At 71.4% G+C, this 20298-nt stretch carries 19 protein-coding genes; 12 read left to right on the forward strand and 7 right to left on the reverse strand.

Annotated elements, in window-relative coordinates:
* Nucleotides 1-2 precede the first annotated feature (2 nt).
* The 5 genes from AB0310_RS03030 (at nucleotide 3) to AB0310_RS03050 (ending at nucleotide 5895) form a co-directional block, all read left to right on the forward strand.
* Nucleotides 3-263, forward strand: a complete 261-nt coding sequence (locus AB0310_RS03030; protein ID WP_025103153.1) for a F0F1 ATP synthase subunit epsilon — start codon at nucleotides 3-5, stop codon at nucleotides 261-263.
* A gap of 75 nt (nucleotides 264-338) precedes the next feature.
* Nucleotides 339-1085 carry a YaaA family protein gene (locus AB0310_RS03035; protein WP_268776470.1) on the forward strand — a complete coding sequence of 249 codons (747 nt, stop codon included), beginning with the start codon at nucleotides 339-341 and terminating at the stop codon, nucleotides 1083-1085.
* 136 nt (nucleotides 1086-1221) lie between these two features.
* Nucleotides 1222-2031, forward strand: a complete 810-nt coding sequence (locus AB0310_RS03040) for a large exoprotein (protein ID WP_268776469.1) — start codon at nucleotides 1222-1224, stop codon at nucleotides 2029-2031.
* Between the two features lie 243 nt (nucleotides 2032-2274).
* Nucleotides 2275-3072, forward strand: coding sequence for a PP2C family protein-serine/threonine phosphatase (locus AB0310_RS03045; RefSeq protein WP_366236561.1), 798 nt, complete (start codon nucleotides 2275-2277; stop codon nucleotides 3070-3072).
* A 57-nt stretch (nucleotides 3073-3129) separates the two neighbouring features.
* On the forward strand, nucleotides 3130-5895 hold the full coding sequence (locus AB0310_RS03050) for an FtsK/SpoIIIE domain-containing protein (protein WP_366236562.1): 2766 nt from the start codon (nucleotides 3130-3132) through the stop codon (nucleotides 5893-5895).
* Between the two features lie 31 nt (nucleotides 5896-5926).
* Here AB0310_RS03050 and AB0310_RS03055 read toward each other — a convergent pair whose 3' ends face one another.
* The gene (locus AB0310_RS03055) at nucleotides 5927-6922 is read right to left on the reverse strand and encodes an asparaginase (RefSeq protein ID WP_259953683.1); all 996 of its coding nucleotides are present in this window, start codon (nucleotides 6920-6922) and stop codon (nucleotides 5927-5929) included.
* Between the two features lie 84 nt (nucleotides 6923-7006).
* Here AB0310_RS03055 and AB0310_RS03060 point away from each other — a divergent pair, with 84 nt between their 5' ends.
* On the forward strand, nucleotides 7007-7504 hold the full coding sequence (locus AB0310_RS03060; protein ID WP_259953684.1) for an OsmC family protein: 498 nt from the start codon (nucleotides 7007-7009) through the stop codon (nucleotides 7502-7504).
* Nucleotides 7505-7513: 9 nt separating this feature from the next.
* Here the strand turns inward: AB0310_RS03060 and AB0310_RS03065 are convergent, their stop codons facing one another.
* Nucleotides 7514-8293 carry a lysophospholipid acyltransferase family protein gene (locus AB0310_RS03065; protein WP_366236563.1) on the reverse strand — a complete coding sequence of 260 codons (780 nt, stop codon included), beginning with the start codon at nucleotides 8291-8293 and terminating at the stop codon, nucleotides 7514-7516.
* 124 nt (nucleotides 8294-8417) lie between these two features.
* Here AB0310_RS03065 and AB0310_RS03070 point away from each other — a divergent pair, with 124 nt between their 5' ends.
* Nucleotides 8418-9380, forward strand: coding sequence for an FKBP-type peptidyl-prolyl cis-trans isomerase (locus AB0310_RS03070; RefSeq protein WP_187663830.1), 963 nt, complete (start codon nucleotides 8418-8420; stop codon nucleotides 9378-9380).
* Between the two features lie 42 nt (nucleotides 9381-9422).
* The gene (gene dxr, locus AB0310_RS03075) at nucleotides 9423-10505 is read left to right on the forward strand and encodes a 1-deoxy-D-xylulose-5-phosphate reductoisomerase (protein ID WP_187663831.1); all 1083 of its coding nucleotides are present in this window, start codon (nucleotides 9423-9425) and stop codon (nucleotides 10503-10505) included.
* A gap of 12 nt (nucleotides 10506-10517) precedes the next feature.
* On the opposite strand, the gene AB0310_RS03080 is transcribed toward dxr, so the two are convergent.
* The 3 genes from AB0310_RS03080 to AB0310_RS03090 form a co-directional block, all read right to left on the reverse strand.
* Nucleotides 10518-12134 carry a Mur ligase family protein gene (locus AB0310_RS03080; protein ID WP_292795772.1) on the reverse strand — a complete coding sequence of 539 codons (1617 nt, stop codon included), beginning with the start codon at nucleotides 12132-12134 and terminating at the stop codon, nucleotides 10518-10520.
* A gap of 94 nt (nucleotides 12135-12228) precedes the next feature.
* A complete protein-coding gene (locus tag AB0310_RS03085; RefSeq protein WP_366236564.1) occupies nucleotides 12229-12903 on the reverse strand; it encodes a YcnI family copper-binding membrane protein in 675 nt (224 codons plus the stop codon).
* Nucleotides 12904-12992: 89 nt separating this feature from the next.
* On the reverse strand, nucleotides 12993-13577 hold the full coding sequence (locus AB0310_RS03090) for a hypothetical protein (RefSeq protein ID WP_366236565.1): 585 nt from the start codon (nucleotides 13575-13577) through the stop codon (nucleotides 12993-12995).
* Between the two features lie 66 nt (nucleotides 13578-13643).
* Between AB0310_RS03090 and AB0310_RS03095 the strand changes: the two genes are divergently transcribed.
* Nucleotides 13644-14957, forward strand: coding sequence for a M50 family metallopeptidase (locus AB0310_RS03095; protein WP_259953691.1), 1314 nt, complete (start codon nucleotides 13644-13646; stop codon nucleotides 14955-14957).
* Nucleotides 14958-14972: 15 nt separating this feature from the next.
* Here AB0310_RS03095 and AB0310_RS03100 read toward each other — a convergent pair whose 3' ends face one another.
* Entirely contained in the window at nucleotides 14973-16856 is a 1884-nt protein-coding gene (locus AB0310_RS03100) for a chorismate-binding protein (RefSeq protein ID WP_366236566.1), read from the reverse strand.
* 210 nt (nucleotides 16857-17066) lie between these two features.
* Here AB0310_RS03100 and ispG point away from each other — a divergent pair, with 210 nt between their 5' ends.
* From ispG to AB0310_RS03115, 3 genes are read left to right on the forward strand one after another with little or no spacing between them, the layout of a single operon-like run.
* On the forward strand, nucleotides 17067-18197 hold the full coding sequence (ispG, locus tag AB0310_RS03105; RefSeq protein WP_025103167.1) for a flavodoxin-dependent (E)-4-hydroxy-3-methylbut-2-enyl-diphosphate synthase: 1131 nt from the start codon (nucleotides 17067-17069) through the stop codon (nucleotides 18195-18197).
* Between the two features lie 14 nt (nucleotides 18198-18211).
* On the forward strand, nucleotides 18212-18544 hold the full coding sequence (locus AB0310_RS03110) for a nuclear transport factor 2 family protein (RefSeq protein WP_268776464.1): 333 nt from the start codon (nucleotides 18212-18214) through the stop codon (nucleotides 18542-18544).
* Between the two features lie 51 nt (nucleotides 18545-18595).
* Complete coding sequence (locus AB0310_RS03115; protein WP_366236567.1) at nucleotides 18596-19462, forward strand: alanyl-tRNA editing protein; 867 nt, start codon at nucleotides 18596-18598, stop codon at nucleotides 19460-19462.
* Nucleotides 19463-19551: 89 nt separating this feature from the next.
* On the opposite strand, the gene AB0310_RS03120 is transcribed toward AB0310_RS03115, so the two are convergent.
* Complete coding sequence (locus tag AB0310_RS03120) at nucleotides 19552-20244, reverse strand: nucleotidyltransferase domain-containing protein (RefSeq protein WP_187663838.1); 693 nt, start codon at nucleotides 20242-20244, stop codon at nucleotides 19552-19554.
* Nucleotides 20245-20298 lie beyond the last annotated feature (54 nt).

A 20298-nucleotide genomic window follows, 5' to 3' on the forward strand; every position in this document is an offset into this window, starting at 1 on the left:
CCATGGCGCTGCATGTCAGCCTCGTCTCCGCCGACGCGGAGGTCTGGACGGGAGAGGCGAGCCTCGTCGTCGCCAAGACCGTCGAGGGCGAGATCGGCTTCATGTCCGGTCACGAGCCGGTGCTGGCCATCCTCGCCGAGGGTCAGGTCCGGATCACCCAGACGGATGGCGCCAAGGTGCTGGCGAACGCGCAGGACGGCTTCCTCTCCATGGAGGGCGACGTCCTGACGATCGTGGCCGGCAACGCGGCACTCATCTCCTGACAGTCCTGTACATCGCGTCCGCCTCGACACCCGCCCGGGTGTCGAGGCGGACGCGTCTCTTTCCCCTGAGGTCCCATGAAGATCCTGCTTCCGCCGTCCGAGACCAAGCGCGAGGGCGGTGACGGCGGTCCGCTGGATGTGCCCGCGCTGGCACTCCCGGACCTCACACCGCAGCGGACCGCCGTGATCGACGCTCTCGTCGCTCTCGCCGCCGATGAGGACGCGAGCCGGCGCGTGCTGAAGCTGAGCGATCGGCAGCGGGGGGACATCGCGCACAACCGTGTCATGAGGAGCGCGCCCACGATGCCCGCGGTGGACCGCTACACCGGTGTACTGTTCGACGCCCTCGACGCGGCGTCGCTCTCGACCGCCTCCCGTCGCTGGCTGGACGCCCACGTGTGGATTCACAGCGCTCCGTTCGGCCCCGTCGCGGCCCTGGACGCGATCCCGACCTATCGCCTGGCAGCCGGCACCACGCTTCCGGGGATGCCGCCGCTGCGTCGCCACTGGGCCGATCCGACGGCGGCGGCGATCGCGGCCGATGCCCCGGCTTTCGTGCTCGATCTGCGCAGCGAGGCGTACGCGGCACTCGGACCCGTGCCGGCCGGGGTGCCGTCCGTGTACGTGCGGGTCGTCACGGCGCAGGGGAGGGCGCTGAACCACTTCAACAAGAAGTCCAAGGGGCTGCTCGTCCGGGCACTTGCCGAGGACCGGCCGCGTCTCGGCTCGCTCCGTGGGCTGCACCGGTGGGCACAGGCGCACGACGTCGTTCTGCGGGACGGCGCCGCACCGGGGGAGATCGAGCTGGTCGTCGCCGACTGACGGTCCCGAGGCCGGCGAATCGCCCCCGGCGGTCGTTGCCGCCCCCTGGGCGCACCGCTACCATGTCCAATGCGAGGCGGGGAGTCTCGTGGCGGGGGACGAGAGTCGTCTCCCCTGACCAGAGAATGTGAGCCTCATGGGTTACGACGACTACGGAGCGGGCTATCTCGGCCTGCTCTTCGCCTACTTCTTCGTCATTCTGCTGATCGCGGTCGCCGGGTACGTCCTGGTGTCGCTCTTCTACATGAAGATCTTCCAGAAGGCCGGCGTGCAGGGCAACTGGCGTGCCTGGGTGCCCGTCTACAACATGATGATCTTCTTCAAGCTCGGTGACCTGAGCCCGTGGCTCGTCCTGTACGGCATCGCCGGCACGGCCCTGCTGAGCTGGATCGGCATCGGCTTCCTGTTCTCGCTCGCGCTCTCGGTGCTCTCGGTCATCGCCGCGTGGCGCGTGGGCCTCAAGCTCCAGAAGGACGCCGTCTGGGTCGTCCTCTACGTCTTCCTCTCCGTCGTCTGGCTCGGTATCAACGCGTTCGACAAGTCGCGCTGGAACCCGAACATCCAGCCGGCCTCCTGGGCTGGTAACGGCTTCCTCGGCGACCGCACGGTGTGGGACGGCATTCCCGTCCAGCCGGCAGCGGCCGCCCCGCAGCAGGGCTACGGTGCGCCGCAGGGATATGGGGCACCGCAGGGCTACGGCACCCCGCCGCAGGGCTACGCGCCGCCGACGCAGGCGTACACGCCGCCTTCGGCACCCGGCTACGCGCCGCCCGCCGGCCCCGCCGCCCCGGCGACGGGTGCGCCGATCCCTCCGGTGCCGCCCACCACGCCTCCGGCGCCTCCCGCGGCTCCGCCCACGACGCCTCCGGCCCCGCCCGCGGCTCCTCCCGCCGCTCCTCCGGCGCCGCCGACCACACCGAACGATCCCACGCAGCCGCCTGCGTGACGACGTGAGGAGAACCCCCGGTCTTCGGATCGGGGGTTCTTCGCGTCCGTGGCTCCTCCGTGTCCCCACATGCCGCTAACGTGGAGACATGGACTCGTCGCAGCGGAGGGAAGTCGTCCCTCCTCCCGTCGCCCCGCGCCCCGTCCACCGCCATCCCGGTGCGGTCCCGAGGAGCGAGTTCCACTACGATGTGTGAGTATCCTGCGCCCGCCCCATCCGCCGCAGGTCCATCGGAGGCAGTTCGTGGCTGAGACCAAGACGCACACCCTCACGGTTGCGCATCGTCCGTTGCGGCTGTCCTGGGCCGGCGTCACCGACCAGGGGCGCCGCCGGGAGACGAATCAGGACGCCCTCCTCGCCGAGTACCCGCTCTTCATCGTCGCGGACGGCATGGGAGGTCATGCCGGCGGCGAGATCGCCAGCCAGAGCACGGTCGCGCGCCTGCGGGCGATGGTCGATGCCGACGACGTCACCCCCTCCGCGATCGAGAAGGCTCTCGCGCTCGCGGTGGACGACATCGCCGAGCACCCGGACACCACCGACGAGGGGACCGGCACCACGCTCACCGGCGTCTACCTGGACGAACAGGGAGACGGGCCGCACTGGGTGGCGCTGAACATCGGTGACTCGCGCGTGTACCTGCTGCGCGACGACCGGCTGCTGCAGGTCACGACCGATCACTCCGTCGTGCAGGAGCTCATCACCGCCGGCAAGCTCAGTCCCGAAGAGGCGGAGGGCCACCCGTACAGCAACGTGATCACCCGCGCGGTCGGTGCGAGCGAGCTCACGGCGCCGGACTACGTCACCATCGACGTGCGGCCGGGCGACCGTTTCGTCATCTGCTCCGACGGTCTCACGAAGGAGCTCACGGACTACGGCATCCAGCACTTCCTCCGCGCTCATGCCGACCCCGCGGAGAGCGTCGACGCGATGCTCGCGGCGGCCCTCGACAACGGAGGGCGCGACAACGTCACCGTGATCGTGCTGCAGGTCGACGATCCCGAGGATCCTTCCTCCCCACCCGCGGACTCGGGGGAGTAGCGCTCCGGACCCTGTGGAGGGGCCCTATCCGCCCCGGCGGTGAGCTCCACTGGAGGCATGCACTCCTCGCCCCTGGTCCTCCCGTCCGCCATGGCGCCGGCCCGGCGGCGCCCGCTTCCCCTCATCGCCGCCGTCGTCCCCGTGGGAGTCGGTCTGGCTCTCTGGTTCACGACCGGTGCGCTGCATGCGCTCTGGTTCGCGGCTCTCGGGCCGCTGATGCTGGGCGCGTCGCTCCTCGACGCAGCCCGCGGACGTCGTCGCGAACGGCGAGCCGAGGTGCTCCGGATGGACGCCGCATGGGCAGAGGTCGAAGCCCAGCTGCACCGCCGCCACGCGGAGGAGCGCGCAGACGAGGAACGTCGTCACCCGGATGCCGCCTCGTGTCTGCGCAGCCGCCCGTTGCAGGATGCCCGGCCGCCCGACCACGACACTCCGCTCGTCGTGGGACGCGGATCCCGGGTCAGCACCGTGCGCTGCGAGGGCGGTGACGACGAGCGCGCCGCTGCGTTCCGCCGCCGGTGCGGTGTCCTGGAAGACGCGCCGCGGGTCGTCCTCCTCGGTCGAGGAGTATGCCTGCGGGGCCCGCAGCCGCTCGCCAGGGCCGCCGCACGTGCGCTCGTCGTCCAGCTCTGTCTCCGCTTCTCCCCGAGTGTGCTCTCCCTCGTCGGCGACCCGGCGCGGGACGGGGCGCTGGCGGGCTTCCCGCACATGCAGCAGGCGCGACGCGGTGGTTTCCGGCTCGCCCTCGCAGAGGAGGCCGCATCGGCCCCGAGCGCCGATGCGGTGATCTGGACCCTGCCGACCGGTGCGGACGTTCCGGACGGCATCACGACGGTGGTCGACATCGTGGAACCCGGTGCGGCGACTCTGCGCACCCCGGACGGCGAGGACGGGGTGGACGTCGAGTACCTGTCGTCGGCGCAGGCGACGGCGGCCGCCGAGCTGTGCGGCGGGAAAGGGTCCGCGACGGAGGCGACCGGGGCGGCGGTGGCGCTCCGGGACCTTCCGCAGCCACCGGTGGGCCCAGGCCTCCTCGTGGCGCTCGGTCGCGGAGCACACGATGCCCCGGTGATGGCCGACATCGTCGAGGACGGCCCGCACGCGATCGTGACGGGGATGACGGGGACAGGCAAGAGCGAACTCCTCATCACATGGGTCGCCGCCGTCTGCGCGGGGTACGGGCCGGAGCGGGTGAGTGTCCTCCTCGCGGACTTCAAAGGAGGGACGGCCTTCGATCGCCTGCGTGAGCTGCCGCAGGTCGTCGGCGTCCTCACGGACCTCGACGAGACGGAGGCGCGGCGCGGCGTCGCCAGCCTGGCTGCAGAGATGCGCCGCCGTGAGGGTGCCCTCGCGGCGGCGCAGGCGCGCGACGTGCGTGAGACCGACCTTCCCAGACTCCTGATCGTCGTCGACGAGTTCGCCGCCCTGCTGCAGGAGCACACAGAGCTGGCGGCGGTGTTCACCGACGTCGCGGCGCGGGGGCGCGCCCTGGGCATGCACCTGGTCCTCGGCACGCAGCGCGCCGCCGGGGTCATTCGCGATGCGCTCGCGACGAACTGCCCGCTGCGGCTGAGCCTGCGCGTCGCCGAGACTTCTGACAGCAGGGCGATGCTCGGCACCTCCGGCGCCGCCGAGCTTCCCGGCGGAGCGGAGGGCCGAGGCCGTGCGCTCCTCCGTCGCCCGCAGGACGACGAGCCGCTGCCGGTGCGCATCGCCCTCACCGATGACGACGTCATCCGACGGATCGCGCAGCGATGGGCGGGAGCGCCGACGTCTCCACCTCCGTGGCGACCCGCTCTCCCGACGCGCCTGCCGCTCGACGCGCTGCTGACCGCTCGGGCAGGGTCCGCGCCTTCGGAAGCCGGGCCCTCCCTGGTGCTCGGACGCGCTGACGAGCCCGAGAATCAGGCGCAGCCGCTGGAGATTCTGCATCCTGGCCGCGACCGCGGGCTCGTGGTCCTCGGCGCCCCGGGAACGGGGCGGACGACAGCCTTGCGTGTGATCGCAGCGCAGCATCGCCACAGCGCGTGGTTCCCGGATGATCCCGAAGCGGCCGTCGACCTGCTTGCCGCGTGGGTCGAGGGCGGCACGGCGCCACCCGACGTCGTGCTCGCGGATGATCTCGATCTGCTCCACGCGCGCCTGCCTCTCGACGTCGGCCACGAGTTCGTCCAGCGGTGGGAGCAGCTGGTGCGATCATCGGCCACCGTCACCTGGGTGCTCGCGGCCGGTCGGGCGACGGGTCCGCTGGCCCGCGTGCTGGAGGCACTCCCGCGTCGGGCCCTGCTGCGGATGCCAACCCGCGTCGAGCACATCGCCGCGGGCGGCGAGGTCGCTCACTTCCGACGCGATCGTCCGCCGGGGAGGGCCGTGTGCGGAGAGCGGGAGATGCAGTTCGCCTGGGTGGAGGGTCCCGGGGTGGAGTCGCGCTCCGGAGAGCTGCGGGGGAGCACGCCGGTGTGGGTGCCGCAGGCGGAGATCACGGCGTTGGTCACCCCGGGCGTCGTCGGCGTCGTCGCGGCGTTGGCGGCCGCGCATCCCGACTGCGACGTACAGGCGGTGGGTCCGGAGGTGAGCGGAACGGGGCGACCGCTCGTGCTGGTGGGCGATGCCGAGAACTGGCAGCGTCAGTGGGCACTGTGGCAGCGGGTGCGATCGCAGGGGGAGGTGCTCATCCGGGCGGAGCGGCCCGGCGAGCTCCGCCAGCTCGTCGGCATCCGCGCTCAGCCGCCGTACGCGCGACCGGACGCCGGGCGGGCCTGGTCCGTGATCGGAGACCGCCCTCCCCGGCGGGTGGTCCTCCCGGCGCTGGACCGGCGATGACGGTCAGCGGCACGGGGACGACGAGGTCGGGTCAGATGCCCGCACCCGGACGGATCGCGCCGACGTTCGCGCCGCCTCCGAGCACCGTGAGCGGCAGGGAGTCGGCCAGTCCGGTCACGTCGGCGTCGCTGAGCCCGCCCGCGCGTGCCAGCAGCGTGGCGGCCACGATCGTGGACGCGCGTGCGCCGCCGTCGAGCATCTTCAGCGCCACCGTGGTCCCGTTCGGGGCGACCATCACCATGACACCCTCCGCGCCGCCCTTGGCGAAGACCCCGAGCCGTTCGATCGCGATCGTGTCAGGGCGCCCGGGGCCGTCGATGGTCCAGGGGTTCTCGCGCACCGCCTTCACCAACGAGCCCGCCACGCGGTGCAGCGCGAAGGGGGAGCGCTCGGAGGCGGTTCCGATGCGGTGGATCGCGCGGGCCAGTCCGGTGAGGCTGAGCGCGTACACGGGGGCACCGCAGCCGTCGATCGCGGTGTGGGCCATCTTCTCGCCGGTCAGCCGGGCGATCACATCGCGGATGTGCGCCTGGAGCGGATGCGAGGGGTCGAGGTAGCCGTCGGTCGGCCAGCCCGTCGCGACGCAGGCGCGGAGCATCGCGGCGTGCTTGCCCGAGCAGTTCATGCGGATGCGCGCCTCCTGGCCGTGCTCGCGCACCATCTCATCGCGGGTCGCGGAGTCGCTCGGCCAGGCGGGAGGACACGCGAGGTCGTCCTCGTTGAGGCCGCCCGCGGTGAGCATCTCGCGCACGACCTCGGCGTGCCGATCGGTGCCGGAATGGCTCGCCGTCGACAGCGCCAGCTGCTCGCCCTCGAGTACCGCACCGGCGGTGAGGCAGGCGACCGCCTGCAGGGGCTTCAGGCTGGAACGGGGGAGGATCAGCGCATCCGCATTCCCGTGCCGCGCGACCACCTCACCCTCGGGCGAGAGCACCACGGCCGCCCCGGCGTGACGCGACTCGATGAAGCCGCTCCGCTCCACGACGGCGAGCTCGACGGAATCCTGAACGGTGAGAGTCTCCAGCACCCGACAACTCTACCGGCGGGTCCGGCCCAGCCTGGTCGGGTGCCGAGTCGGCGCCGTGTCGGCCGCACCTGGCAGACTGAGCGCATGCCAGAGCAGACGACTCCGCGGTCCCTCGGCGAGCACCGCTACGCCCTCACCTCCACCTGGACCGGCAACACCGGATCCGGCACGAGCGGCTACCGGGACTACCGCCGCGATGTCACGATCGAAGTCGCGGGCAAGCCCGAGCTGCTCGCCTCCTCCGACAAGCCGTTCCGCGGCGATCCGGCGCGGTGGAATCCGGAGGATCTGCTGCTGGCCTCGCTCTCCGAGTGCCATCTCCTGTCGTACCTGCACGCCTGCGTGACGGCCGGAGTGGTGGTCGTGTCCTACCGGGACACCGCGAGCGGCCTGATGCGCGAGAACGGCGCCGGCGGCGGTTCCTTCGTCGAGGTGCTGCTGCGCCCGGAGGTCGTCGTCGCCGAGGCCTCGATGATCGAGGCGGCCGAGCGCGCGCACGCTCAGGCGAACGAGTGGTGCTTCATCGCCAACTCGGTCAACTTCCCCGTCCGGCACGAAGCGACGGTGACGGCCGCCGGCTGAACGGACTCCTCAGCGGCGTTCGTGCGGGAGCGCCTGCTTGATCTTCTCGATCGTCTTCTGAGCCGGCGCCTCGTTGTAGGTGCCCGCGAGCTCCTGTCCGGAGAGCGCGTGGATCGCGGCCATGATCTCGTCGGTCGCGAGCCGGCGCGCGCGGCCGCTCGTGGCCGGTCCGTGCGGCGACAGATCCAGGGGCTCGCCGAAGCGCACGGTGATCCGCTCGGACAGCGTGGGCATCTTGGCGCCGACCGGCATCACCTTGTCGGTACCGATAAGTCCCACGGGGACGACGGGTGCTCCCGTCTGCAGAGCGAGGAAGGCCACGCCCGTGCGGCCCTTGTACAACCGGCCGTCGGTGGAGCGGGTGCCCTCAGGGTAGAGCGCGACGGCGAGGCCCTCGTCGAGGAGCTGACGCTGCAGGTCTAGGGCGTCCAGCGCCGCCTGGCCGGCGCCGCGGCGGACCGGGATCGCACCGATCGCCTCGAAGAACGTCTTGGACGCCCAGCCCTTCATGCCGGTGCCCTCGAAGTAGCTCGACTTGGCGAGGAAGTGCACGGGACGCGGAGCCGCCACCGGGATGGCGATGGAGTCGATGAACGACAGGTGGTTGCTGGCGAAGATCACCGGGCCTGCGGTGGGGACGTGCTCACGTCCTTCGATGCGCGGCCGGTAGACGAGCCGGGCGAGCGGGGCGATGAGGCTGCGGCCCAGCGTGTAGGTGAAGCCGGCGTGCCGGGGCTTCGGGGAGTCCTCTGAGGGGGTTTCGGGGTCCACGGACTGCTCAGAGCTCATCAGAGCAGGCTACTCCCGGATCCATGCCGACGTGGGAATGAAGACTCGCGCCGCCGCTTCCCAGCGCGAGCAAAGGGCGATGAGGCAGGATGGAAGCTCCCGCCCGCGATCGTGAGGTCTTCCTGTGCGCACCCGTCCGCTGCTCGTCCTGTCCACCGTCGCTGCGGCGACCCTGCTGCTGGCGGGATGCTCCGGGAACGGCGATCCGCAGAGCACCTCCTCTCCGGACGCCTCCGGGTCGAGCCAGTGCCTCGTGAACGCGAAGGCCGGCGACACCTCGGACGCCATCGAGGTGGACGGCGAAGGTCTCGACGCCAAGATCACGGTTCCCGCCGATGCGGAGTTCGCGAACGTCGAGCGGACCGTCGTGTCCGAGGGCGAGGGAGACGACCTCGCGGCGAACGACCTCGTCTCCGTCCAGTATCAGATCGTCGATGCCGCCAGCGGCGACGTGGTCGACTCGTCGGCGCGCGGCGAGGACGGCACGCTCCCCGTGCTCCTCGACCCGAACCAGTCGTCGCTGTTCGTCGCCGCGCTCGAGTGCGAGCCGGTCGGATCCCGCGTCGTCCTCGCCATCCCCGGCAGCGCGCTCGGTGAGGGGCAGAGCAACATCGTCGTCTACGCGGAGGCCGTCGACCGGCTCCCCGAGGTCGCCTCCGGCAAGGAGGTCGAGCCGACCGCCGGCATGCCCGAGGTCGAGCTCGACGACGATGGCAAGCCGTCCGTCACGATCCCGGACGGCGATGCGCCGACCGAGACGAAGGTCTCCGTCCTCAAGCAGGGCGACGGCGCAACGGTGGCGTCCGGCGACCTCGTCGTGGTCCAGTACCTCGGGGTGAAGTGGTCCGACGGCGAAGAGTTCGACTCCAGCTGGAGCCGCGATGCGGCCCCCGCCCAGTTCCAGACGACGGGAGTCGTCGCCGGGTTCCAGAAGGCGCTCGAGGGTCAGAAGGTCGGTTCGCAGGTTCTCGTCGTCATGCCGCCGTCCGATGGCTACGGCGCGAGCGAGGGGCACGAGCTGCAGGACGAGAGCCTCGTGTTCGTCGTCGACATCCTCGCCACGACTCCGGTCCAGCCGCAGCAGTAGCCGCGGCCCGGGAGAGCCGGCGGCGTGTCCTAGGCTGGCGTCATGCGTCGCGTCATCATCCTCGGCTCCACCGGTTCCATCGGCACGCAGGCGCTGGATGTGATCCGCGCCAATCCGCGACGCTTCGAGCTCGTCGGTCTCGCCGCGGGGTCGAACGCCACGATGGTGGCCGAGCAGGCGGCGCAGTTCCAGGTGGAGCACACGGCTCTCGGCGCGGTCGAGGCTGAGCAGCTGGTCCGCGACGTCGAAGCCGATGTGGTGCTGAACGCCATCACCGGCTCGATCGGTCTCGGCTCGACGCTCGCTGCGCTGGAGGAGGGGCGGACCCTCGCGCTGGCGAACAAGGAGTCGCTGATCGTCGGCGGTGATCTCGTGCTCGCCGCCGCGGCACCCGGGCAGATCGTCCCCGTGGACTCCGAGCACTCCGCGCTCGCCCAGGCCCTGCGCTCCGGCACACACGATGAGATCCGCCGTCTGGTGGTCACGGCCTCGGGTGGCCCGTTCCGCGGCAGGTCGCGCGACGAGCTCACCGGAGTGACCCCGGAACAGGCGCTGGCGCATCCGACGTGGAACATGGGTCGCACGGTCACCACGAATTCGGCGACCCTGGTCAACAAGGGGCTTGAGGTCATCGAGGCGCACCTGCTGTTCGATGTGCCCTACGACGACATCGACGTCGTCGTGCACCCGCAGTCGATCGTCCACTCCATGGTGGAGTTCGTCGACGGCTCGACCATCGCGCAGGCCTCGCCGCCGGACATGCGTCTGCCGATCTCGCTGGGCCTGGACTGGCCGCACCGCGTGGGCGGTGTGGGCCGTCCGCTGGACTGGACCACGGCGACGTCCTGGACCTTCGAGCCGCTCGACGACGACGCCTTCCCCGCGGTGGCGCTCGCAAAGGCCGTCGGGCGCGCCGGAGGCACTTTCCCCGCCGTCTACAACGCCGCCAACGAGCAGGCCGTGGACGCGTTCCACGAAGGGCGCCTGCCGTTCCTCGGCATCGTCGACACCGTGCAGCGGGTCGTCGACGCGCACGACGCTCCGGACGCGTTGACCGTGGAATCGCTCGCGGCGGCCGAGGACTGGGCGCGGCGGAAGGCCGACCAGCTCATCGCCGCCGTCTGACGCGGCGCGGGCTCAGTCCTCGTCCGGGTACGGCACGGGCCAGCGCGGCTCCGGCACCGGCCAGCCGGCGGCCTTCAACGCACGCCGGGAGAGCTCGCGGGCCGAGTACGGCGTCCGCACCCCTCGGATGTCGCGGTAGTCCTGGTGCCCGGGGCCGGCCCAGAGGATCGCGTCGCCGTCGCCGACGAGTCCGACGGCGGCCACGATCGCGGCCTCCGGCGGGGAGTACTCGTGGATCTCGGCGTCGGGACGGGCGCGACGCGCGCCCTCGACGAGCGTCGCGCGGATCGACGCCGGGTCTTCGAATCGCGGGTGGTGATCCGTCACGACGAGGATGTCGCTGCCCTCCACCGCGGTGCGGGCCATGTCGAAGCGCTTGCTGGCGTCCCGGTCGCCGTCGGCGCCGAAGAGCATGAGCACCTTGCCGGGAGTGACCCGCCGCACGGCGGCCAGGGTCTTCTCGAAGGCGTCGGGCGAGTGGCCGAAGTCGACGAAGACGGCCGGCCCCCGCGCGCCTGAGACGAGCTGCGTGCGCCCTGGCAGGTAGGCGTGGATGCCGCCGTCGCGCTGCAGGGCCTCGACGATCCGCTCCCAGGCATAGCCGCCCTCGAGCAACATGACGATCGCGAGCGCCGCGTTCGCGGCCATGTGGGGGCCGATCACCGGGACGGTCGTGGTGAGCGTGCCAGCCGGTCCCGTCATCGTGAACGTCGTTCCGGTCGTCCGCTCGTCGTCGATGACGACCACCCAGTCCGCTCGCGATGCCTGATCGGCGTCGGCGGCGATGGAGGGCGTCCCGACGGTGATGACGGGGATCTCGGAGCGCTCCACGACCAGGGCCCCGGAGGCGGAGTCGAGGCACACGACGCCGCGGACGGCGCGATCGGGCCGGAAGAGCGGCAGCTTCGCCTCGAAGTACTCCTCCATGTCGGCGTAGTCGTCGAGGTGGTCGTGGCTGAGGTTCGTGAATCCCGCGACGTCGAACCGGATGCCGTCGACACGGTGCCGGGAGAGGGCCTGGGCGCTGACCTCGACCGCGACGGCCTCGACCTCGCGCTCCCGCATCAGCGCGAGCAGGGCGTGCATCTCCGACGCCTCAGGGGTGGTGAGCCGCGAGACGATGACCTCGCCCGCGATGTGTCGTTCGGCCGTGGAGGAGAGCCCGGTGACGACGCCCATCTGTTCGAGGATGCCCTCGAGGAGGTGCGAGACGCTCGTCTTGCCGTTCGTCCCGGTGGTCGCGAAGAGGAGGGGAAGCGGGTCCTCCGCTCCCGTGCCGTACACCCAGGCGCTCAGCGCGCCGAGCACGCCGCGGGGGTCGTCGACGATGAGGATCGGGAGGCCGGCGTCCGCGGCGATGTCGGCGCCCGCCTGGTCCGTGATCACGGCGACCGCCCCCTTCTCGGCAGCGGTCTTGGCGAAGTCCGCGCCGTGGCGGTTCACGCCGCGGATCGCGACGAACGCCTCGCCGGGACGCAGGTCCGCCGTGGCGAGGGTGATGCCACTGAGAGCGACGCCCTCCACGTCGCCGCGCACGGAGCGGGCGAATCGGGAGGCGAGTTCGGACAGCTCGCGCCGGGGCGGGTTCGCGGGGCGGAGCACGGGGGGCAGGGTCGGCTGTTGTTCCATCGACATGTCGTCTCCATGTTCTCATGACGGCGGTGTCGCCCCGGGCGGGTCGGTCCGCCGCGCGCCGGAGCAGGGCGCGGCGGACCCGGGACGCTCAGGCGCGGCGGCGGAACGCGAGCACGGCGACCACGAGCGCCGCGACCCCGGCGAGGAGGCCACCGGCGCCCAGCGCGATGACCAGGGCGTCGTCGCCGGTGTCGGCCGTCGCGGGCTGCGGTGCGGTGCTCGTGCCGTGACCGCCCTCGACGTTGTCCGTCACCGTCACGACGGGAGCGGGGGAGTCGAGGTCGTGCGGATCCTCACCCTTCTCGGCGAGCTGCGTCCACTCCGTCGCCCCGTCGACGCACTGCTGGACCACCGGGAAGGCGAGCGTCCCTGGCGTGTCCTCGTCCAGTCCCACCGACATGCTGACGGCGCCGCGGAGGTCGGTCGGCACGGGCGTGAGGGCGGTGTAGGTGACCGCGCTCACGAGACCGTCGTCGCCGCGTTCCACCTGGATGCTCCAGTCGCCGTCGAGCGTCGGGGCGACGGAGGCGAGGCCCTCCGGCATGGTGACGCGCAGGGCTGTGGTGGGCGAGGTGCCGCACCCGTGCGAGAAGGAGAAGGTCAGCACGCCGTGGTCGCCGGCGGCGAGCTCGTCAGGGCTGACGGTGACGTGGGCGCCGGCCATCGCCGGGACGGCGAGGGCGAGGGCGAGTCCGCCGATGATGCCGGTGGCTCCGAGGAGGGCGCGGCGCGGACGGCGGGGGCGGATGGTGGGGTTCGACATGGGGTCTCCAGATGCTCGTGTGGGGGCGCGCGGGAACAGCGCGGCCCGAAGGGGCCGTCTCTCGAGGACGGCAGGGTCGGCGGGGCGGCTCAGCCGCCGACGGGCACCGGCGGACCGCGCCGCGACACCACCACGGTCATCGCGGCATCGAGCGGAGAGCGGCGAGCGGAGCGCAGCGGACGCGGCGGTGCGGGAGGCGCGGAGGCGGGAGTCGCCGCGCGCCGGAGCGCGGCCTGGAACCAGCGGGCGATCGCGCGCAACACGCTCTCGCCGTGCCACAGCAGCAGCGTGGTCAGCACCGCGCAGGCGAGGTGCGCAGACAGCATCAGCGTGTCCGGGCCGGGAGCCGAGGACAGCGGTGCGAGCGCGCCCAGGTCGAGGTGATGCGCGTGCGTGCCGATGACGGACGCGCCCCCCGCTGTGGGCGCACCCAGAAGCTGGAAGAGCAGGTGGAACGCGGCCTGCGCCAGGAGCACGGCCACGGCGACCCGTGCGCGTGACGGCCGACCTCCGGCCACCGCGGCGGAGAGCGGGACGAAGAGCACCGCGACGGCGGCGATGAGCAGGGGGTGCGGAGCGGCGCCGCCGGCGAGCGTGTGCGACACGGCTGCGAGGAGCGTGGCGATCGCGGACACGGCGGCGGCGCGGAGGAAGCGCAGCTGCCGGGACGTCATCCCGCCAGCCTAGCCATGCTGTGCGAGCCGGGCGGATTCCTAGGCGGTGGGCAGTAGCGTGGGCACGTGGAATTCCTGCTCTATCTGGGCGGCATCGTGTTCATGCTGATCGGCCTCGGGTTGTCGATCGGTCTGCACGAGGTCGGTCACCTCGTCCCTGCGAAGCTCTTCGGCGTGCGTGTCGGCCAGTACATGATCGGCTTCGGGCCGCGCCTGTGGTCGAAGCGGATCGGCGAGACGGAGTACGGCTTCAAGCTCCTGCCTCTCGGCGGCTTCATCTCGATGTCGGGGATGTACCCGTCGTCGAAGGACAGCGGACCCGCGTCCGGCGCGTTCCGCACGCTCATCCAGGATGCGCGCTCGGCCAACGATGAGACGATCGCCGAGGGCGCCGAGGATCGGGTCTTCTACAAGCTGCCGGTCTGGAAGCGCGTGATCGTCATGCTCGGGGGACCGCTCATGAACCTCGTGCTGGCCGTGGTCATCTTCACCGTCCTCGTCAGCGGAATCGGCGTGCAGCAGGGCACCACGACGGTCGCGGCGGTGAACGAATGCGTGGTCCCTGCCTCATCGTCGGCGACCGAATGCGGTGCCGACGATCCGGAGTCTCCGGCGGCGGCGGCCGACGTGCAGCCCGGCGACGTCCTCGTGTCGATCGACGGGACACCGGTGGCGACCTTCGCCGAGGCGACTGCGATCGTGCAGGCCTCGCCGGGGCAGCCCCTCGATCTCGTCGTGCGCCGGGACGGCACGGAGCAGACGCTCACCCTCACGCCGATCGCCGCGGAGCGCACCATCACGGATGCGAGCGGGCAGCCGGTGCTCGACGACGACGGCGAACCCGTCGTGAAGGAGGTCGGCTACGCGGGCATGATCGCGCAGATGGGCTACGTGCAGCAGCCGCTCACCGCCGGACCGCAGATGGCGGCGGACACGGTCGCACGGGTCGGCTCGCTGATCGTCACGCTGCCCGTGCGGCTGTGGGACGTGGGCGTGTCGTTGGTGACGGGTGGGGAACGCGATCCGAACGGGCCGCTGAGCGTCGTCGGTGTCGGGCGTCTGGCGGGCGAGGTGGCCGCGACGGACGCGCCGGTCCTCAACCGCTTCGCCGTGCTGCTCGGCCTCCTCGGGTCGCTCAACGTCGCGCTCTTCGTGTTCAACCTCATCCCGCTGCTGCCCCTCGACGGCGGACACATCGTCGTCGCGCTCTGGGAAGGGATCAAGCGGGCGTGGGCGAAGCTCTTCCGGCGGCCGCCGCCGGCTCCGGTCGACGCCACGAAACTCGTCCCGCTGACCGTCGTCGTCGCGACGCTGCTGATCGCGATGGGAGCTCTGCTGCTGGTGGCCGACCTCTTCAACCCGGTCAAGCTGCTGGGCTGAGCGACCGGGACGCACTCAGCGCAGGGCGTGCGCGACCAGACGCTCCAGCGTGCGGATGCCGTCGCGGGACAGGATCGACTCGAGGTGGCCCTGCACCGATGCGAACCCATCGCCGCGGAGGGCGTAGACGTCTCCGGTCGCCGGATCCGCGGAGACCTCGGCCGCGCCCACCGTCGTCACTCCGGGGTCGACCCGTGCCGTGAAGGTGTTGTAGAACCCGATCGAGGCGTCCTCGCCGAACACCGGCACGGCCTTCTGCAGCCCCTGGTGCGGAGCGTCGAGGGGCGTCAGCGCGATCCCCATCCGGTCCGCCAGGATCTGGTGGCTCAGGCAGACCGCGAGCAGCGGGGCATGCGCCTGCAGGCGGGCCGCCACGACCTCGCGCATCCGGGCGATGCGCGGGCTCGCGTCGCCTCGGGGGTCGCCGGGGCCGGGACCGGCGACGACGAGATCCGCCGTCTCGACCGCCTCGTCGTCCACGTCGTCCCAGGACGCGATGGTCACGTCGAGCCCGAGGTGCCGCAGCTGATGCGCGAGCATCGTCGTGAAGCGGTCCTCGGCGTCGACCACGAGGGCGGAGCGGCCGGAGAACGGCCCCGTGAAGTCCTCACCCTGCGGGTTCAGCCAGAACTCGGCGAGGCGGGCGTTGCGCGAGGAGAGGAGCGCGGCGACGTCCGGGTCGTCGGCGAGACGCCGGGGCTCACCGGGGGCGTCGGCGTCGCTGCGGGCCTCCGCCACACGGTCCCGGTCGATCGCGCCGATGGCGCCGAGCACACCCGCTGCCTTGCCGTGCGTCTCGGAGACCTCGCCGTGCGGGTCGGAGTGGCGGACGAGGGTGGCGCCGACGGGAACGCTCAGCTCGCCGTCCTGCAGATACACCGTGCGGATGAGGATCGGCGCGTCGAGGTCGTGGCCGCCGTCGGCGTTGGGGGTGAAGAGCGCGGCGACGCCGGAGTAGTAGCCCCGCGGCTTGCGCTCGTGCCGCCGGATCACGGCGCAGGCGTTCTGCATGGGGGAGCCGGTGACGGTCGGGGCGAACATCGTCTCGCGGAGGATGTCCCGGGGGTCCAGAGCGCTTCGACCGCGCAGCATGTACTCCGTGTGCGTCAGCCGCGACATCTCCTTCAGATGCGGGCCCGTGATGCGTCCGCCATCGGCACAGACGGCGCTCATCATCTTGAGCTCCTCGTCCACGACCATGAACAGCTCCTCGGTCTCCTTGGTCGAGGCCAGGAAGTCGGTCAGCGTCTCCTTCGTCGCGCCGCCCGCCGGATGCCGGAAGGTCCCCGAGATGGGGTTCATGGTGACGACGCCACCGCGGGCCACGACGTGCGCCTCCGGGCTCGCCCCCACCGCGATGTGGCCGGGGGTGAAGACCGCGAACGTCCAGTAGGCCCCGCGCTCATGGGCGAGAAGAGCCCGGAACCAGGTGAGGGCCGCCTGCCGTTCGTCCGCCTCGACGGTCGCCGTGAAGTCGCGACGGATGACGAAGTTCGCCCCCTCGCCGCGGCCGATCTCGTCGGCGATCACGGTCTCGACGATGGCGGCGTACTCCTCGTCGGCGATGTCGAAGCCCTCGTCGCGCAGTGGGATCGGCGCGGTGGGAAGCGCATCGAGCACAGCCGCGGTCGGCAGATGGAGGTGCTCGTCCACGACGATGCAGCGCAGCGGCGCCCCGTCGTCCTGCGCGACGAATCCGCGCTCTCGGACCTGCCGGTAGGGGACGAGGGCGAAGACCTCCCGGGGCTCTCCCTCGGACGTCAGAGGGATGTCGGAGAGCAGCTCGACATCGGTCACGGCGCCGGTGAGCAGCTCCACGGTGTCCGCGCCGTCACGGGCGATCAGCACGAAGGACGCGGTGGGATCGGCGCTGAGCTCGTCGAGGCGAGAGAGGGTCATCGATGTCTCCTGTGCGAGGGCTCCGGCTCGGCGCAACGAAAAGACCGCCCCGGAGGCGGTCTGGATTCGAGGGAACGCGAACACACCGCCTAGGAGGCGGGCCACCAGGTGATGTGCGCGATCATGGGGCGAAACTACCACACCCGCCGCATCCAGCCCTTCCGCATCCTGGCGGCGTAGGCTGGGATCGTGCCAGCAGTGAATCTTGGGATGCCGAAGGTCCCCGAAGTCCTCGCCCCGCGTCGCAAGTCCCGTCAGATCAAGGTGGGCAAGGTGCTCGTCGGCGGCGATGCGCCCGTCAGCGTGCAGTCGATGACGACGACGAAGACCACCGACATCAACGGGACTCTGCAGCAGATCGCGGAGCTCACCGCCTCCGGCTGTGAGATCGTCCGGGTCGCCGTGCCCTCGCAGGACGACGCCGACGTGCTGCACATCATCGCGAAGAAGAGCCAGATCCCGGTCATCGCGGACATCCACTTCCAGCCGAAGTACGTCTTCCAGGCGATCGACGCCGGCTGCGCCGCCGTGCGGGTCAACCCGGGCAACATCCGCAAGTTCGACGACCAGGTCGGCGAGATCGCCAAGGCAGCGAAGGACGCGGGTGTCTCGCTCCGTATCGGCGTCAACGCGGGCTCCCTCGACCGTCGCCTGCTCGAGAAGTACGGCAAGGCCACTCCGGAGGCCCTCGTCGAGAGCGCTGTCTGGGAGGCGTCGCTGTTCGAGGAGCACGACTTCCACGACTTCAAGATCTCGGTGAAGCACAACGACCCCGTCGTCATGGTCAAGGCCTACCGTCAGCTCGCCGAGCGGGGCGACTGGCCGCTGCACCTCGGCGTGACCGAGGCGGGACCGGCCTTCCAGGGCACGATCAAGAGCGCGACCGCCTTCGGCATCCTGCTGGGGGAGGGCATCGGCGACACCATCCGCGTCTCGCTGTCCGCGCCGCCGGCCGAGGAGGTCAAGGTCGGTCACCAGATCCTCCAGTCCCTCAACCTCCGGGAGCGCAAGCTCGAGATCGTCTCGTGCCCCTCGTGCGGTCGGGCTCAGGTCGACGTCTACACGCTCGCGGAAGACGTCACCGAGGGGCTCAAGGAGATGACGGTGCCGCTGCGCGTCGCCGTCATGGGCTGCGTCGTGAACGGCCCGGGTGAGGCACGCGAGGCCGACCTCGGCGTCGCGTCCGGCAACGGCAAGGGCCAGATCTTCGTCAAGGGCGAGGTCATCAAGACCGTCCCGGAGGCTGACATCGTCGCCACCCTCATCGAGGAGGCGAACCGCATCGCCGCCGAGATGGGCCCGGACGCTCCGCTCGGCACCGCCCAGGTCGTCACGGCCTGACTCGAGGAGCGCCTGTGTCCGACTTCCTGTTGCCCGCGCCGGTCCAGACGATGATCGACGCGATCAATGCCGGAGACACCGAGGCCTTCGTCGCCGCGTTCACCGCGGACGGCTTCGTGAGCGACTGGGGCACCGTGAAAGCCGGTGCCGACGGCGTGCGCGGCTGGGCGGACAGCGACGCGATCGGCGCCGGGGCACGGATGACCGTGCTCTCCGCCACCACGGACGGCGACATGACGCGCATCCGCTTCGGGTGGAGCAGTCGCGTCTTCAACGGCGAGTCCGATGGGATCTTCGTCGTCGACGGCGACCGGCTCGCCAGCTTCACGATCCCACCGTCCCACTGACACCCCGTGCCTGATCGGCACCATCGTTCCGTCGTCTCTCCGAGGAGCCCCATGACCACGCCCACGATCGTCACCTTCCCGGACGGCAGCCTCCGCGGAGACGCCGTCGTGACCCGCGTGGCGGACGATGCCGACGGAGCCGTGGTCGTCGTCGACGCCACGCCGTTCCACCCCGTCGATCACACCTGGCCCGATCAGCCCGGCGATACCGGCGAGATCTCCGGCGAGGACGGAGCCGTCCACGTGACCGAGGCGCTCATGGCGGCGGTCTCGGATGACGGCGCGTTCGCGGTGGGGAGTGCGATCCCCGTCAAGCGTGGGACCGAGGGGTGGACCTGGCTGGTGGGCCAGCGGCTCGATGGTGCCGCGCCCGCCTGGCTCGCGGAGGGGACGCGCGTGGCCCTCTCGGTCGACGAGGCGCACCGTGCCGGCCTCAGCCGCGGTCACACCGCGTGCCATCTCGCCTCCCTCGCTCTCGATATCGCCGTCTCGGACCTTTGGCGCAAGGACCCGGGGGAGGATGCGCTGGGAAACCCGGACTTCGAGGGACGGGCGAACCAGTCCAGCCGCATCCACGAGGACGGCGCCGTCGACGAGTACCGCCTGGGCAAGAGCCTGCGCCGCGCGGGATTCGACACCGAGACGTTCGCGGCGACGTTGTCTGACCGCGAGCACCGCATCAATACGCAGCTCACCGCGTGGGTCGCCTCGGCTGCCGCGAGCCGCATCGAGGTGGACGGACCGACGATCGTGGACCGGCGGCGCTGGCACTGCGAGCTCCCGGAGGGCGAGGCCGTCATCCTCTGTGGCGGCACCCACGTCCGTTCCCTCGCGGAATTCGCCGCCATCACGGTGGCCCTGGACCTGTCCGACCCTCAGCTGCTCGTGATGACGACGACTGCGACCCCCGCCTCCTGAGCCCTCGCCCGCCTCAGGCCTTCGCGCGAGGACAGGCGCCAGCCGCCGGTGTCGCCTGCTGTCGCGCGATTGCCTGTGAACGAGTGAGGTCAGCGCACGAACCCCGCCTGCACTCGACCACCCGCCATCGTCAGTTCCTCATCGACCCGCGCCGCGAAGCCGGGGAAGTCTCCAGCGAGCAGCGGAGTGCTGAGCTGGTCCGCGCGCTCGGGGCTCCACGCGCGCAGACGTCGGGGGAGCCACTTCCCGGATCCGATCCACTGCCCGCTGGCCAGCAGCATCAGCTCGGCCATGCGCTCGAACAGCAGGCCGGCGACGACGCGCTGCTCGAGAGGGTCCGTCGCGTCCTGGAGGTCGTCGAGGAGATCGGTGATCACGTACCGCCGGATCCGCGACTCCGTCTCACTCAGCACAGAGCCGAGAGCGAGCACAGCGGACCACCGCGTCCGCAGTTCCGCGAGCGCGGGCGTCGACCGGATCGCGGCTCCTTCCACGAGCATGTGCGCGATGACGGGGCGGTGCTGGGCCACGCCGCGGTCCGCCCACTCCCGGAACCCTTCCACCGTGTACGCGAACACCTCGAAGATCTCGTCCTCGAACGCGTGGGTGGCGGCCTCGCTCACCTGTGACACGTCGGCGAAGAGGTCGTCGTCGATGAGGAGGAGGTCGATGTCACTGGTGGGCGTGCGCTCCCCACGGGCCGTGCTCCCGGCGACGATCGCGATCCCTGCACGCGGATACCGCGCCACGAGGAAGCGCTCGATGCGCTCTGCCTGATCCATCTCGACAGGGTATCCGGCGCGGACGCAGGCGGCCGCTGCGGTACAGGCAGTCCT

This window comes from Microbacterium meiriae (genome assembly GCF_040702565.1).
Taxonomy (GTDB): Bacteria; Actinomycetota; Actinomycetes; order Actinomycetales; family Microbacteriaceae; genus Microbacterium; species Microbacterium meiriae.

What these genes read in the sequence shown, in the direction of transcription:
- dxr (WP_187663831.1), top strand. Translation starts at nt 9,423, where the DNA reads ATGCGTCGCGTCATCATCCTCGGCTCCACCGGTTCCATCGGCACGCAG.
- AB0310_RS03050 (WP_366236562.1), top strand. Translation starts at nt 3,130, where the DNA reads ATGCACTCCTCGCCCCTGGTCCTCCCGTCCGCCATGGCGCCGGCCCGG.
- AB0310_RS03060 (WP_259953684.1), top strand. Translation starts at nt 7,007, where the DNA reads ATGCCAGAGCAGACGACTCCGCGGTCCCTCGGCGAGCACCGCTACGCC.
- ispG (WP_025103167.1), top strand. Translation starts at nt 17,067, where the DNA reads ATGCCGAAGGTCCCCGAAGTCCTCGCCCCGCGTCGCAAGTCCCGTCAG.
- AB0310_RS03115 (WP_366236567.1), top strand. Translation starts at nt 18,596, where the DNA reads ATGACCACGCCCACGATCGTCACCTTCCCGGACGGCAGCCTCCGCGGA.
- AB0310_RS03085 (WP_366236564.1), bottom strand. Translation starts at nt 12,903, where the DNA reads ATGTCGAACCCCACCATCCGCCCCCGCCGTCCGCGCCGCGCCCTCCTC.
- AB0310_RS03100 (WP_366236566.1), bottom strand. Translation starts at nt 16,856, where the DNA reads ATGACCCTCTCTCGCCTCGACGAGCTCAGCGCCGATCCCACCGCGTCC.
- AB0310_RS03065 (WP_366236563.1), bottom strand. Translation starts at nt 8,293, where the DNA reads ATGAGCTCTGAGCAGTCCGTGGACCCCGAAACCCCCTCAGAGGACTCC.
- AB0310_RS03080 (WP_292795772.1), bottom strand. Translation starts at nt 12,134, where the DNA reads ATGGAACAACAGCCGACCCTGCCCCCCGTGCTCCGCCCCGCGAACCCG.
- AB0310_RS03040 (WP_268776469.1), top strand. Translation starts at nt 1,222, where the DNA reads ATGGGTTACGACGACTACGGAGCGGGCTATCTCGGCCTGCTCTTCGCC.
- AB0310_RS03090 (WP_366236565.1), bottom strand. Translation starts at nt 13,577, where the DNA reads ATGACGTCCCGGCAGCTGCGCTTCCTCCGCGCCGCCGCCGTGTCCGCG.
- AB0310_RS03035 (WP_268776470.1), top strand. Translation starts at nt 339, where the DNA reads ATGAAGATCCTGCTTCCGCCGTCCGAGACCAAGCGCGAGGGCGGTGAC.
- AB0310_RS03120 (WP_187663838.1), bottom strand. Translation starts at nt 20,244, where the DNA reads ATGGATCAGGCAGAGCGCATCGAGCGCTTCCTCGTGGCGCGGTATCCG.
- AB0310_RS03030 (WP_025103153.1), top strand. Translation starts at nt 3, where the DNA reads ATGGCGCTGCATGTCAGCCTCGTCTCCGCCGACGCGGAGGTCTGGACG.